This is a genomic window from Thalassotalea sp. G20_0, assembly GCF_017744175.1.
Taxonomy (GTDB): Bacteria; Pseudomonadota; Gammaproteobacteria; order Pseudomonadales; family Endozoicomonadaceae; genus Endozoicomonas.
The window spans coordinates 135708-151074 of the sequence record NZ_JAGHQV010000004.1 but is presented as its reverse complement, the minus strand read 5'-3'; the positions used below and the strand labels follow the sequence as shown (position 1 = coordinate 151074).

Below are 15367 nucleotides of genomic sequence, written 5' to 3'. Positions count from 1 at the left end.
ATGGCTGAGTTACTGCTATTTTTGCGGTGATTTTTAGCTGACTTATCATTGTCTTACTGTGTTTTTTCGGACATGAGCACCGGTGGCTCTCTTCTTGAGCTTTGCAGCGTAGGCAATCAAGGCATCAACGGCTGCCTGCTGACCTTGCTGGGTTGCATATTTGAGGGGCGTAAACCCGTCTTTGGTTCGAGCGCTGACGTCTGCACCTTCGGCAATCAGAGCATAAATGGCATCCAGCTGGCCTTTCCCGGCTGCATAATGGAGGGGCGTAGCCCCGTTTTTGGTTCGAGCGTCGACGTACGCACCTCTGGCAATCAGAGCATCAATGGCTTCCTGCTGGCCTTCCTCGGCTGCATGGTGGAGGGGCGTATATTTATTTATATTCCCGGCATTAATATCAGTACCTTTGGCCACCAATTCGTCGACGAGTTCCCAATCACAGGCCGCAGCGGCGCACGCAAGCACTATTGAATCTAAATTATTACCTGGTGCATTAACATCAAATCCAGCATTAACAAAACTCTTGATCATTGGGACATTTATCTTTTTATTGTCGCTGGCCCTTTTTAGGGGCGTAACCCCGTCTTTGGTTCGAGCGCTGACGTCCGCACCTTTTTCAATCAGAGCATTAATGGCTTCCTGATGGCCTTGAGCGGCTGCATAGTGGAGGGGCGTAAACCCGTTTTTGGTTCGAGCATCGACGTCTGCTTCTCTGGCAATCAGTTCATAAATAGCATCCGGCTGGCCTTTCTCGGCAGCAAAGTGGAGGGGTGTATATTTAGTATTTTTATTCTTGGGGCCATTAATATCAGCCCCTTTGTCCAACAATTTGTCGACGAACACCCAATCACAAGCCGCAGCAGCACACGCAAGCATTGTTGAACCTAAACTATTACATGGTGCATTAACATCAAATCCAGCATCAGCAAAACTCTTGATCATTGGGATATTTATCTTTTCATTGTCGCTGGCACTTTTCAGGGCCGTATATCCTTTCTCGCTTCGAGCGTTAACGTCCGCACCGTTGGCAATCAGAGCATCAATGGCTTTCTGCTGGCCTTGAGCGGCTGCATAGTGGAGGGGCGTAAACCCGTTTTTGGTTCGAGCGTTGACGTCCGCACCTGCGGCAATAAGGGCATCGATGGCTTCCGGCTGGCCTTGAGCGGCTGCATAGTGGAGGGGCGTAACCCCTTTGTCGGTTTGAGCGCTAACATCCGCACCTTTGGCAATCAGAGCCTTAATGGCTTCCAGCTGGCCTTCCTCGGCTGCATAGTGGAGGGGCGTATATTCAGTCTTTATATGCTTGGGGCCATTAATATCAGCACCTTTGGCCATCAATTCGTCGACAAACCCCCAATCACAAGCCTCAGCGGCACACGCCAGCATGGTTGAACCTAAATAATTGCATGGTGCATTAACATCAAATCCAGCATTAGCAAAACTCTTGATCATTGGGATATTTATCTTTAGATTGTCGCTGGCCATTTTCAGGGCGGTATCTCCATTCACGGTTCGAGCGTTGACGTCCGCACCTCTGGCAATCAGAGCATCAATGGCTTCCTGCTGGCCTTGAGCGGCTGCATAGTGGAGGGGCGTAAGTTTAGTCCTTATATTCCTGGGGCCATTTATATCAGCACCTTTGCCCATCAATTCGTCGACGAACCCCCAATCACAAGCCTCAGCGGCACACGCAAGCATGGTTGAACCTGAATTATTACATGGCGCATTAACATCAAATCCCGCATCAGCAAAACTCTTGATCATTGGGATATTTATCTTTTTACAGTCGCTCGCACTTTTCAGGGCCGTAACTCCTTTCACGGTTTGAGCGTTGACGTTGGCACCTCTGGCAATAAGGGCATCAATGGCTTCCTGCTGGCCTTTCTCGGCTGCACAGTGGAGGGGCGTCCTACCGTCTTTGGATTGAGAGTTGACGTCCGCACCTGCGGCAATCAGAGCGCCAATGGCTTCCAGCTGGCCTTTCTCGGCTGCACAGTGGAGGGGCGTCCTCCCGTCTTTGGTTCGAGAGTTGACGTCCGCACCTTTGGCAATCAGAGCCCCAATGGCTTCCAGCTGGCCTTTCTCGGCTGCACAGTGGAGGGGCGTCCTCCCGTCTTTGGTTCGAGAGTTGACGTCCGCACCTCTGGCAATCAGAGCCCCAATGGCTTCCAGCTGGCCTTGAGCGGCTGCATAGTGGAGGGGCGTCCTCCCGTCTTTGGTTCGAGAGTTGACGTTCGCACCTCTGTCAATCAGAGCACCAATGGTTTTCTGCTGGCCTTGAGCAGCTGCATAGTGAAGAGGTACCTTGGTGTCAGCAATAATAAAAAGATCACGACGACACAATGGGCAATTTGCTTTTTTACTTATCTTCAGCCATTTCTTAATACACGATGTATGATAATGATGATTGCAAATACTTACAGAAACTCTCCGGGAGCCGGAAATATCTTCCAGGCAAACAGAACACTTCTCCACAACGTCTGCGTGTAAGGATACAGGAGAAATGCATTGAATGAGGTTATAGCGTATTCCTGATAAAACATTCATGACCTTTTGACCTTCCTGGACGCAAAAAGTTCTATAAACTCCAAACTATTGCTTATTCCACTCATAAGAAAAGGAAGAATAAAAGGCATTACTTGCCGCTGATAGTTGGCTCAGGTTTTATCTTCAACAGAGCAAGTGACAGGGTTTGATGGTCAGGAAGATTCCTTAATGCCCGCCATCAGAACTATAACGACCCACTGCTTTGGGAAGTTAAAGACAGAACCACGGTGGTGAGCGTTACGGAAAAGACGCAGCTTGACTGCGTCAGGTGTGAGATCAGGAGATGAGCACAAGTAAGCTGATACCTCTCGAAATGTGGTTCGATGGCATCAAACTGGAATTTTGTGCTGCTCCATGATGAGTTCAGGGGATAACCAGTTATTGCCTGAGCGGTGTCCTGGACGCAGAAGTCAGCGCTTCTTCATTTTCAGGCCGATCTGCACTGTCCAGCATCTTGCGAATAACAAAAGAAGACACCTGGGCAACAATCACCATCACCACCGCGGCTGCAGTCAGCATGGCAAAGTAGTCACCGTACACACCCTGAACAAACTGCTGGGTGATTTCCTGTCCTTTTTCCATGGCAATGCTGCCGGAGATCACCGCACCGATGATGCCAGACAGAGCCATGGCAATGTAGAACAGGGACACGGAGAAACCCTCAATCTTCTTGGGTGTTACAGACAGAATAAAGGCAACCACCAGAGAACCCACAATAACTTCACCAAAGGCCAGGAAACCGTGGATCACCAGGAATACATCCGGGCTGATGATAACATCGGTACCAATACCTTTAACCGCCATGGTCAGAATACCAAACGCAATAGTCACCAGTACGAAAGAGATGGATACCTTGCTGGCAGTAGACAGGTTAATACCACGCTTCTCCAGGGCAGTGAAACTCGCGGCAATGGCCGGACCTGCAACAATACACCACAGAGGGTTCAATGCCATGGATGCTTCTGGAGCCAGAGGGATAAAACCAAGCAGTTCACCACGCATGGTATTGATAGTCACCATGGTCATGGAAGTCATCATCTGGCCGTAGTACACAAAGAATGCAGTCGCCAGAAATGCCATGATCAGAATGGTACCCATTTTCAGAGCATCCGATTGACTGGCTTTGAACATCAGGGAGATGAAATATAACAGTGCAGTACCACCAATGGCGTATACAACGTACTTCCCGGTTTCCATGTCGGAGAACATGAAGAACACCATACCGAGCATGGCAACAGACAGCGCCAGGAAGATAACAATGTTCATAGTGCTCAATGGCTGCTTGTCGATATCTTCACCAATCTCGACCAGTGGCTTGTGGAAAATAACCAGCATGGTAACCGCCAGAGCCGCCATGATAGAAGAAAGCGCAAAACCACCTTTAAAGCCAATAACCAGCACCAGCATTGGGTACAGATATTGACCCAGCAGAGCACCAATATTGTTAACCGAGTAGTTAATTGGGTAGCAGTTTTCAAAGTCTTCCTGAGATTTGAAAGTACGCTTGTAAAGGCTTGGGTAAGAAGGAGACATCAGGCCCCGGGCATAACTGGCCAGAGCAATACCCAGCAGAGCCACTGGAGCATTGGCGATGGAAGCACCAAATGCCAGCAGTGCGTAACCTGATGCGAATGCAGTGTAAGCCAGCGTCAGTGAGCGTTTGGCCCCCAGAAATTTGTCAGCAATGAAACCACCGGCAATGGCGAACAGAGGGCCGATGGAAGAGAAGGCACCAACAATCATCATGGTGTCTGCTTCGCTGTATTGCAGCTCTTCAAGGAAGAAACGGGTCAAAATGACCATTACGCCATAAAAGGATAAGCCAAACATCATTTGGCAGAACATCATCGACTTGTTCAGTTTATTCCACATAGAAACTCTCTTTATAATGTGTGCATTCAGATGAGGGAAGCGCCCTTCCCATTCTCAATTACTCCAACAACGTTGAACTGCATTACCAACACACAAAATAATTTTCTATGCTCTTTCGTAGTATTAGAGTTTCTATCAATCAAAAGAAAAAGAAGTACAAGAAAAACCCACTAAAAGTATGAAAAACCACACTTATAAACCGAAAAACGAAATCGATTTCAAAAAGTAAGTAGCTGGCTATGTGGAATCGAATATTTCTAGCTACCTGGACTGGTACTATGCGAGGCATAACGGAGGGAGCATAGCCGTAGCTATGTGACCGGAGTTGGCTGAACAGCGCCCACCCACTTCAGCTTTGCACCCCCAGGCTTTCGAAATATTCATCATAAATCTTCTGCACATCTTCTGACCTGATAACCACCAGATCCTCGCTATCCATCATTTTTTTGATTCTGGTGTTTTCCAACATTGCAACATTGTCTTTCTGTTTGGCGACAAATCCAGAGACGTTTTCAGCACAACAGTGCTTATCTGGAGTAAAGACCTTATCATAGTTGAGTAGCAGATTTTTAACGTGAACCGTGCTTGTTGGTTTAAACACATGGAACGGTCTGAAACGAAAACCCTCTCTTCCGGCCAGACCAATGCTCATGGGTGCCTTCAAAGATTGGGCACGCTTGTAAAGATAGTGTGCAAAACGGGTTTGAGTCTCTTCCGGCTGGTTACGGGTATCGATAAAGCCATTGGTCATAAGGAAGAGTGGCTTACCCACCTGGGACTGGCTTGAGGTCACTTTTCTGTAGGCAGGGATTCCATGGAGAAGGCGACTGATATCGGGTATTCCATCTTCTGGCTGATCAGTCCACTGCTCAATTTTGGCTGAAGCGCCCAGCAACGTTTCAAAGGTTTCCGAGCACCCGGTGGGCATGGTGTCTTCATCTATCTCTGTCACCATCTCGTTGAGCTGTTCGTTATAACGACTCGAGAAAATGAAAGGGCGTTCATTGTGTTTCCAGAGGTTATACCAATTTTCAATATTCTGGTTGGCAAGCATTCCCAACGATGGGACATTTGCTTCGATCCAGCGCCATTGTTTGAGATTTAGAAAGAGATTAAATGGTTGTACTACTTTAGGTTCAATCCACTTTTTTTGGACAATAAAGGCAGCCAAAACAGAACACCATCCGATATTGGTCACTTTTTTTTCAATACAGTGCTTCAAGTGATTAGTCAGTACTGATTCAAGGAAACCCCACATTTTCCTCGGAGGATGATGGTCGCGAGACGGTGCATCAAGTTGATTTTGACAATGATCAATATGTTCCAAAACCTGCCTGCAGTCATCTGAACCCGACTCAGCCATTTGATTCAAGCCAGCCAATAATGACTCTTCAACCAGGCTTTGTTCTTCGATGAAGGAGCTGCCATATTGTTTGCAGGTTGACAAGCGCTCACATCCCTGACTAAAGCCTTCCAGATTGGCTTTTTTGAAATGCCCTATTACCTCGGGGGCTAAAGCAGTAAGGGAGTTCTTGTCAGTCTCCCGCGCTGCGAAATCATGAACATCAATTTTTGGAAAGTAAGGGTTGTGGCCATGAGTATCCTCTTCCGAATAAGCACCTCCCAAATCATAGGTTTCCCAATCATGGCCATTCCAGACTTCTGCCCAGTCATGGATCTCACTTATAACAATACGGCAGGTGATACCAAAATATTGCAGAATAAACTTGAAAACAGGTGCACGGTGCCTGCAAGAGCCAACAGCCTCAGAGAGAAGAGTCTGTGCCAAATCATCTTTGATCTCAAGGTTACTTTGAGTGTCAAACTGACGACAATATTCCACTGCTGCGGCAATTCGCCCCTGATCATCCGTTGCGTTGATAATATCCAGTACCAACTGCTGATTATCGGTCAGCATTGTTATGGGGGCTTGTGCAGCTGCCCGCACCGTATTGAACAGGACATCGACGCGATGCCTGATCGGTTCCGGACAATGGTTGCCCTGTGGGGAGGAGATCAGGTCATCACGCTGATTATGACCATGGGGTTTGAACAGTTCTCCCGGGAGGCAACAGCATTTGTCTTGTTTCTGAGTGTCTACTGGTTGAGTATCATGCACTTTATTAACATCAGCTTTTTCAAGCAGACCAGCGCCACTAAATTTTTTGCTCAGTTTATAGTGAACATGAATACTGCGATTTATTAAACCTGAAAACTGAATCCAGTGCTGGCCAGTATAGTTATCCAGGAATACCTGGTGAGCCCGCACCGGCTCCGTTCGAAGTTCCGTTATCTCCTCCCTGGGGAATCTGCTGGGCAGAGGAAATAATTTATGGTTTGGTCCGACTTTGATCGTGTGACACCCATAAGTTTCTCCCGGATGCAGTCGAACATTATTATTTGCCGATGGTGGATTCATTGCCTCAGGAAAGACCCTGATTAAATCTCTCTTTTCGGGTTTCCATTTGTTCCTGTAAATATTGCCATTATCGGTCACTTTATAATCAATGAAATTTAACCGATAACTCCTGATGTCCTGACCGTAGAATGTCCTTTCCTTCCTTATGGGCCCGGATTCAGACCCGAAACATCCAATGACCGCTCTGGTTTCTATGGATTGGTAGCCACCCCCACTATATCTCCTAACCCCACGTTGCCGGGGCTGCTCTCTAAGAAGAGACGAAACATTACCATCAAGTTTCTCGCCAGCTGTTCGACTCAAGTAAGGCAAACACTGTGCAATGGCAAGAACGGGAAGACAGCAAACCACCGCAACCGGCAGACAGGCAGGCTTCAGATAAGCCTCCCAGACTGACACTGGCTTGTCGATGTCCACTTGCAGGTCCCCGCGCAATAAGCGTTCCCAGATCTCTCTTTCTGAAAAAATGTGTCGGTACCCATTCAGGTACCTCAGAGCATCCATGTGCCCGGCTGAAACCTGCGACTCGGCAGGACCAGACTCCCAGCCACTGAGCTTAAATACCTCCGAAGGGAGAACGTCGCTGCCTTTTATGCGTGCACGAAACCACTGTCGCTGCTGCATAACATAGAGCGCCCTGCTCTGATTATCACCACCTACTTCCAGATCATCTGGCAGGCCGGTCTCTTGCCGCCATAACCACTGGGCAGCCCGCTTGATAATTTCTGCCCTGGCATCGCTATCCGACAGTTTCTCATCAATAACGAGTTCCCGCGTCGGCGTAACACCAAAACCACCGGATGTTGAGCGCTGGATAAATATTGGTCTGTCCAGGTCGGGAATGGTTTGAAAAAGCCAGCGGCATAACCCGTGATCGTAACGATGGCCATCGACAGGTGCTGGTTGCTCTGGCGTTGAATCCCGAAGGAAACCAGCAACCTCCTCTTTGGAGATTTTTCCGGCTTCCATATAGAGGAAGTAATGCTGACAGAATAATGCGATTAAATCCGATTGAGGCGTGACTGCTGCCGCAAGATTTTGCAGATCACGGCAAACCGGGAACAGCGCCTGCCCGGATTTTTTTAACCGTTGGTAAACGTAACAATGCAGGGCGGCAATATGCTCAGCGGTTTGATCCGGGTTTTCCGGGGGTAATAATTGCCGGGCAATCTTGCCCAGCTCCTGCTCATTGTAATCATCGATTCTGATAATCCGGAAACGATCATTAAGTGCCGGTGAAAATGCGCTGCGCCCGCTGTATTCCGGTGGGTTGGTGGTGGCAAAAAGGTGGAAGCCGGGCGTGCAAGGCTCGGTCAGTACATCATTGAGCTCACCTTCAAGGTCGGCACTGCTGATCATGTTCAATTCTGAAACCACCAGAACCGTACCTTCCTGCTGGGCTTCCCTGATGGCTTGCTTCAGTTCAGCCCAGTCACAGTCTCCGGCATTGAAATAACGAACGTCGGTGGGCCTGCTCGTTTCATCACTGTCATCCCACATATCCAGCAGCAACTTCAATGTTGCGTCCTTGCCTCTGCCGGCGGGGCCTTCAACCAGTGTCGCCCTGCGCCCTGAATGGCGAACACCACTTTCATGCTCAAGACGGAGACGATCAAGATCCTGGGCCAGCGTCTGCATTAATGATTTAACGGACTGTGATGATGTATCAAATTCAGGTTTTGCCCGGTTAACGTAGTGACAGAATTTTTCGTAAAGCTGATCAAGACGCAGGTCGTATCCTGTCACGGTGGTTGGCAGTTTGCGGGCCTCATAGCGGTGCTCAAACCACAGCTTTAAAATCTGGTAAGACGCTTGAGTCTGCTTATTCAGTGAGTGAGCGATGACACTGTTAAACCCGTTCCAGACCATATCATCAAGCCGGGTTTGCGTGACACGCCTGGCAGTGTAATGGAGCTGACAGGCCATCCAGCCACAGACATCGGTGAGATCCCGGGGGCTGAAGACCCGGTCCGGCAGCAGCAGTTTCAGTTGCTTTTGCAGCTCCATCACCGTGTCGGCAGTCTGCCGGGCCGCAGCGTCATCAAGCCCTGTCAAAGAGGTCCCATGAAATATTCTGTTCAGTGTCGGCAAGACCACCTGTTCTTTCAGGAACTCCGGGCTTAAAGCGGGATAGTGAACCCTTATACCCCGATCCTGCAGGACCGTTTGCTCACTGCGACCGGAGTAGGCACCGGGATTACAGGTGAACACAACCCGGTGTTGGGGTGAAATATCCACTCTTTCGGAACCACAGAATATATGGGGATTTGCCGACCAGATACCGGCCAGCACGTTATCCAGAAGGTTGGCGGCAAGATTTGCCTCATCCACCACCAGGGTCACCATCTCACCAGGTCCGGGCTCTGTTCTGGCCCATTTCAGGATAATTCCCGCCTGCTCTGTCATCCCACGGTCATCACCCTGATGTTGCCAGACCCACCGCTTGAGGAGATGGCTCTCTTCTGCGCCGGGGCCAATCGTCAGGGTAAACGTGGGACCTGACGATTTTGCCGCCTGATGGGCGAGATAGCTTTTGCCCGTACCGGTGGTGCCCTCAAGGGTGATCAATTTATTGCCACGGATTCGTCGCTTCAGTCGGGCCAGTCTCCTGAGGCCCCTGCTGTGCTGGGATATGCGTTTTGAGAGTATTTGCTCCAGCACTGACGGATCATCATCACTGGCATTAATAAATTGCCGTTCCAGCAGGCTGCGGATCAAATTTCGCTGCTGGTTTGCGGAGGCATTCTGCTGGATTCTCAGAATACTGGTGGAGAGGTTGTCCAGTCGCGTCTGAACCGGACTACTCTGTTGCTTCCGAAAATCCCAGCCGGCGTAAAGGGCATTGTTCAGAATCCGGGTAATTACGGATGAGCGGTAAGTCGCCTCAGGCAGTGTATTCAAGAGCTCATCATCACACCCAAGCCTTTTTTTCAGCGCTCGCTGGTAAACTTTGGGGGCGTGGCGACATAGAAGCGCGATCAGTGTTTTCCTGTGGCCAGGCTGGTTATAATCAAGCGCCATTGGCTCAGGGTGTGAGAAAAATCCCTCTCCGAACATATCAACCAGCTCCCATCCGTTGCTGGTAATATAGGCACTGTTGATCAGGTGACCATCCCCAAGAACAGCGGTCAGTTTATCAATATCCACCCAATAGCCATTGTGGTCGGGCCATATTTGCCGGGTAATTGACTTTGCGAACGCTCTGACTTGTTTTTCTTTCCTGGCGACATGTGTCACCAATGTGGCAATGGCTTTGCGGTAGTGGACAGGAAGTGCTTCGGTGCCGCCTTCCTCCGTGACGATGGCATTGGCTTCGTCGAGTACCGATTGCACCAGGGCATCCGATAACGCTGGCCAATTAATAGTGGCAAACCTTTCCGGCAGCGTCCTTAACGCACTGTGCAGTTTTTCCAGCCCCTCTTTCAGCTCATTCCAGGCTTGGGAGTGTTCAGGAACCGGCGGAGTCACGGCAACTTCCCGGGCAATAGCACTGTGCCATACCAGCGATTCCGTTCTGACACCTTCAGGCCATACCAGGTAAATTCTGGAATCCGCCGGTATCTGCTCTTTACTGCCGTTGACAAAGAAGTGGCCCGGTTTCAAAAGCAGGGTTTCCAGCTCAAGCTGCAACCTGGGATTTTGCTCCAGGCCACACAAGATAACCGGTTTATTTGACTGCAAAGCCTTCATCAGGCCGGACCAGCGGAATCCGTATTGATATCTGGCTTCAGAGGTTATATGTGGGTTGTTAACCAGCTGTGTCAGGGTCGTTTCAGGATTGACACGGACAATCTCAGCCTCCGGGTGCCTGTTGAACAGATCATTCACCAGACCTTCGTGATCCTCACTGCGCAGGATCCGGATCATTTGCTCAAATGCTTCACCAGCTAATTGAGGCGAACTGTCAGGCCTGGCAGGAAATAAAGAGTCGGGTTGCCTGGTTTCGAGCAATGTCAGCGGGACTTTCGTTTCTTTAGCTTCCATCAGCGTTGTGAGCCGATGGAGTAATTGTGTCCACTGCGCCTCCTGCAATGAAGAGGTCACCACTATTGACCCTCCTGCCTGAATGGCTTCTTCCAGAGGGTGGTGCTCGCAACTCTCTCCTTTGTCGTTAATCCCCACGGTGCTCAGCCAGCTTTTCACATTAGCGGAATTGATGGTGATGAGCGGACCATCAGGGATATTAGCAGCAAGCCTGATACTGCCAAGGAGCCGGGACCTGTCTTCCCCCCCGGATTGTCTGACCCGGAAGAACATCTCTTCAGGCAGTGACAGTTTTTCGCCCTGCACTTCGATTTCCCGCGTGATTTTTATATTACGCAGAGCCTGGGTAAATGCCGGATCCTCTTCGGGGGCATCGGTTATCCACAGTTTTTTTGGTACCTCTCTCTCAATGACTCCCGCCTCCCAGCCGAATCCATGATCTGCCTTCACACCGTAGCTCCCGAGCAGTGTTGGCCGCCAGGGAACACTGCCGTGACACAAATTAATGGAGCACTTTTCATTTTCATGTGACGGGTTATTTTCATCCGGGGCGCAGGGAGAGATATCAAGAATAGAAGGGTGTGCTTCAGGAACGCTGGTGAGGGATGCCAGCTTTTTCTGATAATCCCAGGTATTGTCTACCCGGTTTATGCGCCGACAGGTATCGGCTCCCAATGAAAAGGTATTACCGGTATGAAGCTGTTTTTTTTGCACCAGGACCAGTATCTCGACATGACTGCCTAATCTGATTTTATTTAACGCAGGGCTTTCCGGGTCAAGCAGGTCATTGAGTGCCACGGTATCGCTGGGGTGCATCTTCTGTAAATCAACCACCAACCGGATCGGACGACTGTTGTCAAATAGCTTGCCCGGTGAACGCTGGCATTTGCCACCAACTTCCAGATGAATACGCTGGCGCAGGTTGTCCCTGGACAAATCTTCAAAACTTTGTATCAGGTGAATCTCAGCACCGACCTCTCCATTTTGTGCACGTTGGTACTCAAAGGTAGACAGCCTGTCCAAAAGTACATCTACGTGATCATCAGGCGGCATGATGACACAGTCAAACTTCACCGGGTTGGCGGTATCAGCTCTCTTTTTTTTCGTTGCGGCAATATCAAAGCTATGAATTGGCCGTCTTTCACTGCCTGGTAAACCGGAAGAGGTATCATCTTCCGGTGACTTCTGAAGAAATGGAGTATATTCATCAGGTAACTCTTCACTTGATGATTGATCGCCAACAGCCGGAGGACTGGAGGGTAAGATTCCACCAGGGAATAAACCGGAAATTCTTTCGAAAGCATTCATATTCGTAAGTCTTCCCCAGTCAGAAGTTGGCCAAATGATCCATAAGTTCTGACCACAATTTCGCAAGAATGTTCCGTATCTTTACGTCACCATCCATTGATCACCGCCCATTGGCTGACCAAAGCAGGTAGAACACGCCTTAAATTACTGGCTAACAACTTATGCACACCTGAAAAACCGTTGTTGAAACTTTTCAGGAAAAAAAACTGTCTGAACTACCAGCAAAGAAAACTGATTAAGGAGAATATTATGGACTCGATGCGATCTTGTCTTGATTACACGTTACTTCGCCCCGACTGCCGGGAGTGCTGGCCATGTTCAGCCGGGATGGGTGCATTCTTTGGTGGAGTTGGCGGTTTGTTCGCCGGCCTTGGCGTTGAAATTGCGACATTAACAACTGGCGAGGCAGTAGTTTGTGGTATCGTAGTGGGTGCGGCCGGAGGAGCAGTTGTCGGCACTGCAACAGCGGCGACCTTCCTTGCCTTTTGTTGCAAAGGTCAGGACGATACCCAAAATCATCAAAACACTTCCATTAATTCCAGAATGGTCACCAGGCAACCAGACACGATAATCCGTTTCCCCCGTCCCGACTCCGACTCAGACTCAGACTCACCGCATGTCACATATACAGACACATATTATCCTGCAGTTCTCATGGGTAGTCACGGCGGATACTGCGATAGCAGTTATGGTGGTGGTGACTTTGGCTGCGATGGCGGTGGCGGTGATGGTGGTGGATGCGGTGGTGAGTGAGCGAATCCCGCAAATTTCAACACTTACAGATCGTGGTACCTTAATATGTATGCAGATGTAGCACCCCGGTAGCGAGCAACCGGAATTTCGGCTCAATGTAATATTCGGAAATTTCTATCGCCAAAGATTAAATTCTCAGGCTAGAATAGCATTCCCTTGACTACCTTTGGAGCCATGCGTGGTTACGCTTGTTGCGTATGTTGTCATCGCTATTGCGGTGTCCTTTATTTGTTCGGTGTTTGAAGCCGTCCTACTCAGTATTTCCCCGGCCTATGTGGTTAGTCTTGAGCAGAAAAACAGCAAATGGGCAAAGATTGTCCGTGAGCTGCACGATCATATTGACCGCCCGCTGGCCGCTATTCTCACCCTGAATACCATTGCTCATACCATTGGTGCGGCAAGTGCGGGTGCCCAGGCAGCGAAAGTCTTTGGTGATGCCGCTGTTGGTGTTTTTTCTGCGGTGCTGACCTTACTGATCCTGGTGCTGTCTGAAATTATTCCAAAAACCATTGGTGCGTCCTGGTGGCAATCCCTGGTTCCGGTCATGGCTGTTGGTGTGCGCTTTATGGTTAAGCTGCTACTGCCCATTATCTGGATCACCGAGTTACTGACCAGTAAGCTGAGTCCAAAAGACAAAACTAACCCCTTTCTGCGTGATGAAATTCAGGCGATGGCCGACCTTGGCTTTCAGGTTGGTGCACTTCAGGGTGTCGAGTCTGAGCTGATGAAAAACATGCTGAAGTTTCGTGATCTCCAGATTGTGGAAATCATGACGCCTCGCTCAGTGCTGTTTTCATTGCCAGAATCTACCACCACTGATGCTTATATGAAGGAGTTCACCGGTTCCAGCTTCTCTCGTATCCCTGTGTACGGTGAAGACCCGGACGATATCAACGGCTTTGTCATGAGAAATGACATTTTGCTTTCCCACCTTCGGGAAGGCGGCAGTACCAGACTGGAAAGCCTGAAACGTCCGATTATTGCCGTGCTGGAAAGAGAACCGCTGCCAAAACTGATGGCAACGTTCCTGGAAAAACGCAGCCATATCGCCATGGTGGTCACCGAATATGGCGATATCCGTGGTATCGTGACACTGGAAGACATGATTGAAACACTGCTTGGCCGCGAAATCGTCGATGAAAGTGACGAAGTGGTGGATATGCAGCTGGCAGCAAAAACCAAGTGGGCGCATCGCCTGACGGCAACCGCTTCCTGACAGCCTTCTTCCTTAGAGCGGGCAGTTCATAACTTATGAACAAATACCTGAAACTGATCATGCTGTCGGTGGGCTTGAGCGGGTGCGATCAGTTTTTCCCAGAAACACCGGATTTATCCCGTTCGCCCATGACCGTCTTGCTGGAAGACCAGATCCAGCCACGTTATACCAGTCTGGTTTCTGAGGCATCGAACCTGAGAAACCTTGCCTCGGAGTTCTGCCTTAATCCGGATAACAAAAACTTCGGGCTCCTCCAGCAACAGTGGCGTACGACCATGTTAAGCTGGCAGTCAGCGGAAGCGGTGAGCCAACTGATGCTGGAAGAGAATATGGAAGGCTGGCGTTTTCAGTTCTGGCCAGATAAGAAAAATCTGACCGGCCGCAAAGTTGAAGCACGGCTCAAAAGTGCAGCCCCTGTGCCATTATTGTCAGACAGCGTTATTCTCCAGGGGCTTTCCGCTTCCGAATACCTGCTCTTTGATTCCCGGGCCAATGATGCCCTGGCCCTGAAGAAAACCGAGTATTGCCAGTTTCTGATGGAAAACACGGAAGCTCTGTTTGCCAATAGCATGGAGTTGCAGCAGAACTGGGAAAAGTCCGGTAACTACTCCCTCAAGTTAATGGCAATGGAGCGGGGCCAACATGCCCTGGGCCTGAATGGCTGGGTGCTGAACAGCCTGGATGCCCAGACTTCACGGCTGAAAAAAGAGCTGGCCCTGCCCCTGGGGAAACATCGCACCAACCTTTTTCTGGCGGAATCCTGGCGCAGCCAACAGTCGCTGGAAAATATCCGGACGGTGCTTGCAACTGCTGATTCGCTGGTTGCCCTGGCCATTGAACAATCCGTTAATCAGGAACAGGCTGAGTTGTGGCAAGGCATTGTTGAGGTGCTGGATCGTCTCTTATTAGCCATGCAACACCTGCCTTATGATTTCACCACTGCGATTGAACAGGGAAGAATTGAAGAGCTTTACCAGCTGAAAGAGCAAATTAACGCACTTAGCCAGCAGATTGTCACAACGGCGGGCAGGCTTCAGGTGCCTTTGGGTTTTAATTCGAGTGATGGGGATTAGTGCATCAATTCGATGAGTTTGATGTGTACAATCTCCGTTCACCCTGAGCGGAGTCGAAGGGTGATTGGCACAGTCTTTATTCCAATGGCACTGACTTAAGCTTAAAAGCCCCGTAAACATGGGGATTGATACAGGTTGAGAGGTTTGAATTGGAACCACAAAGTACACAAAGAGCACTAAGAAGAGCTTTTCTTT

At 49.5% G+C, this 15367-nt stretch carries 6 protein-coding genes; 3 read left to right on the top strand and 3 right to left on the bottom strand.

All coding sequences use genetic code 11. The features are described 5' to 3' along the window. Positions 1-45 precede the first annotated feature (45 nt). The 3 genes from J7438_RS03570 to J7438_RS03560 all read right to left on the bottom strand — a co-directional run bounded on the left by J7438_RS03570 (position 46) and on the right by J7438_RS03560 (position 12130). On the bottom strand, positions 46-2547 hold the full coding sequence (locus J7438_RS03570) for an ankyrin repeat domain-containing protein (protein ID WP_286196379.1): 2502 nt from the start codon (positions 2545-2547) through the stop codon (positions 46-48). Positions 2548-2925: 378 nt separating this feature from the next. After that, a complete protein-coding gene (locus J7438_RS03565; protein ID WP_286196378.1) occupies positions 2926-4395 on the bottom strand; it encodes a peptide MFS transporter in 1470 nt (489 codons plus the stop codon). A 373-nt stretch (positions 4396-4768) separates the two neighbouring features. After that, positions 4769-12130 (bottom strand): transglutaminase domain-containing protein, encoded by a 7362-nt coding sequence (locus J7438_RS03560; protein ID WP_209275475.1) that lies wholly within the window; start codon positions 12128-12130, stop codon positions 4769-4771. A 96-nt stretch (positions 12131-12226) separates the two neighbouring features. Between J7438_RS03560 and J7438_RS03555 the strand changes: the two genes are divergently transcribed. The 3 genes from J7438_RS03555 (at position 12227) to J7438_RS03545 (ending at position 15172) form a co-directional block, all read left to right on the top strand. After that, positions 12227-12883, top strand: coding sequence for a hypothetical protein (locus J7438_RS03555; protein WP_209275474.1), 657 nt, complete (start codon positions 12227-12229; stop codon positions 12881-12883). A gap of 178 nt (positions 12884-13061) precedes the next feature. Beyond that, positions 13062-14099 carry a CNNM domain-containing protein gene (locus tag J7438_RS03550; RefSeq protein WP_209275473.1) on the top strand — a complete coding sequence of 346 codons (1038 nt, stop codon included), beginning with the start codon at positions 13062-13064 and terminating at the stop codon, positions 14097-14099. A 35-nt stretch (positions 14100-14134) separates the two neighbouring features. After that, complete coding sequence (locus J7438_RS03545; protein WP_209275472.1) at positions 14135-15172, top strand: imelysin family protein; 1038 nt, start codon at positions 14135-14137, stop codon at positions 15170-15172. Positions 15173-15367: the final 195 nt, after the last annotated feature.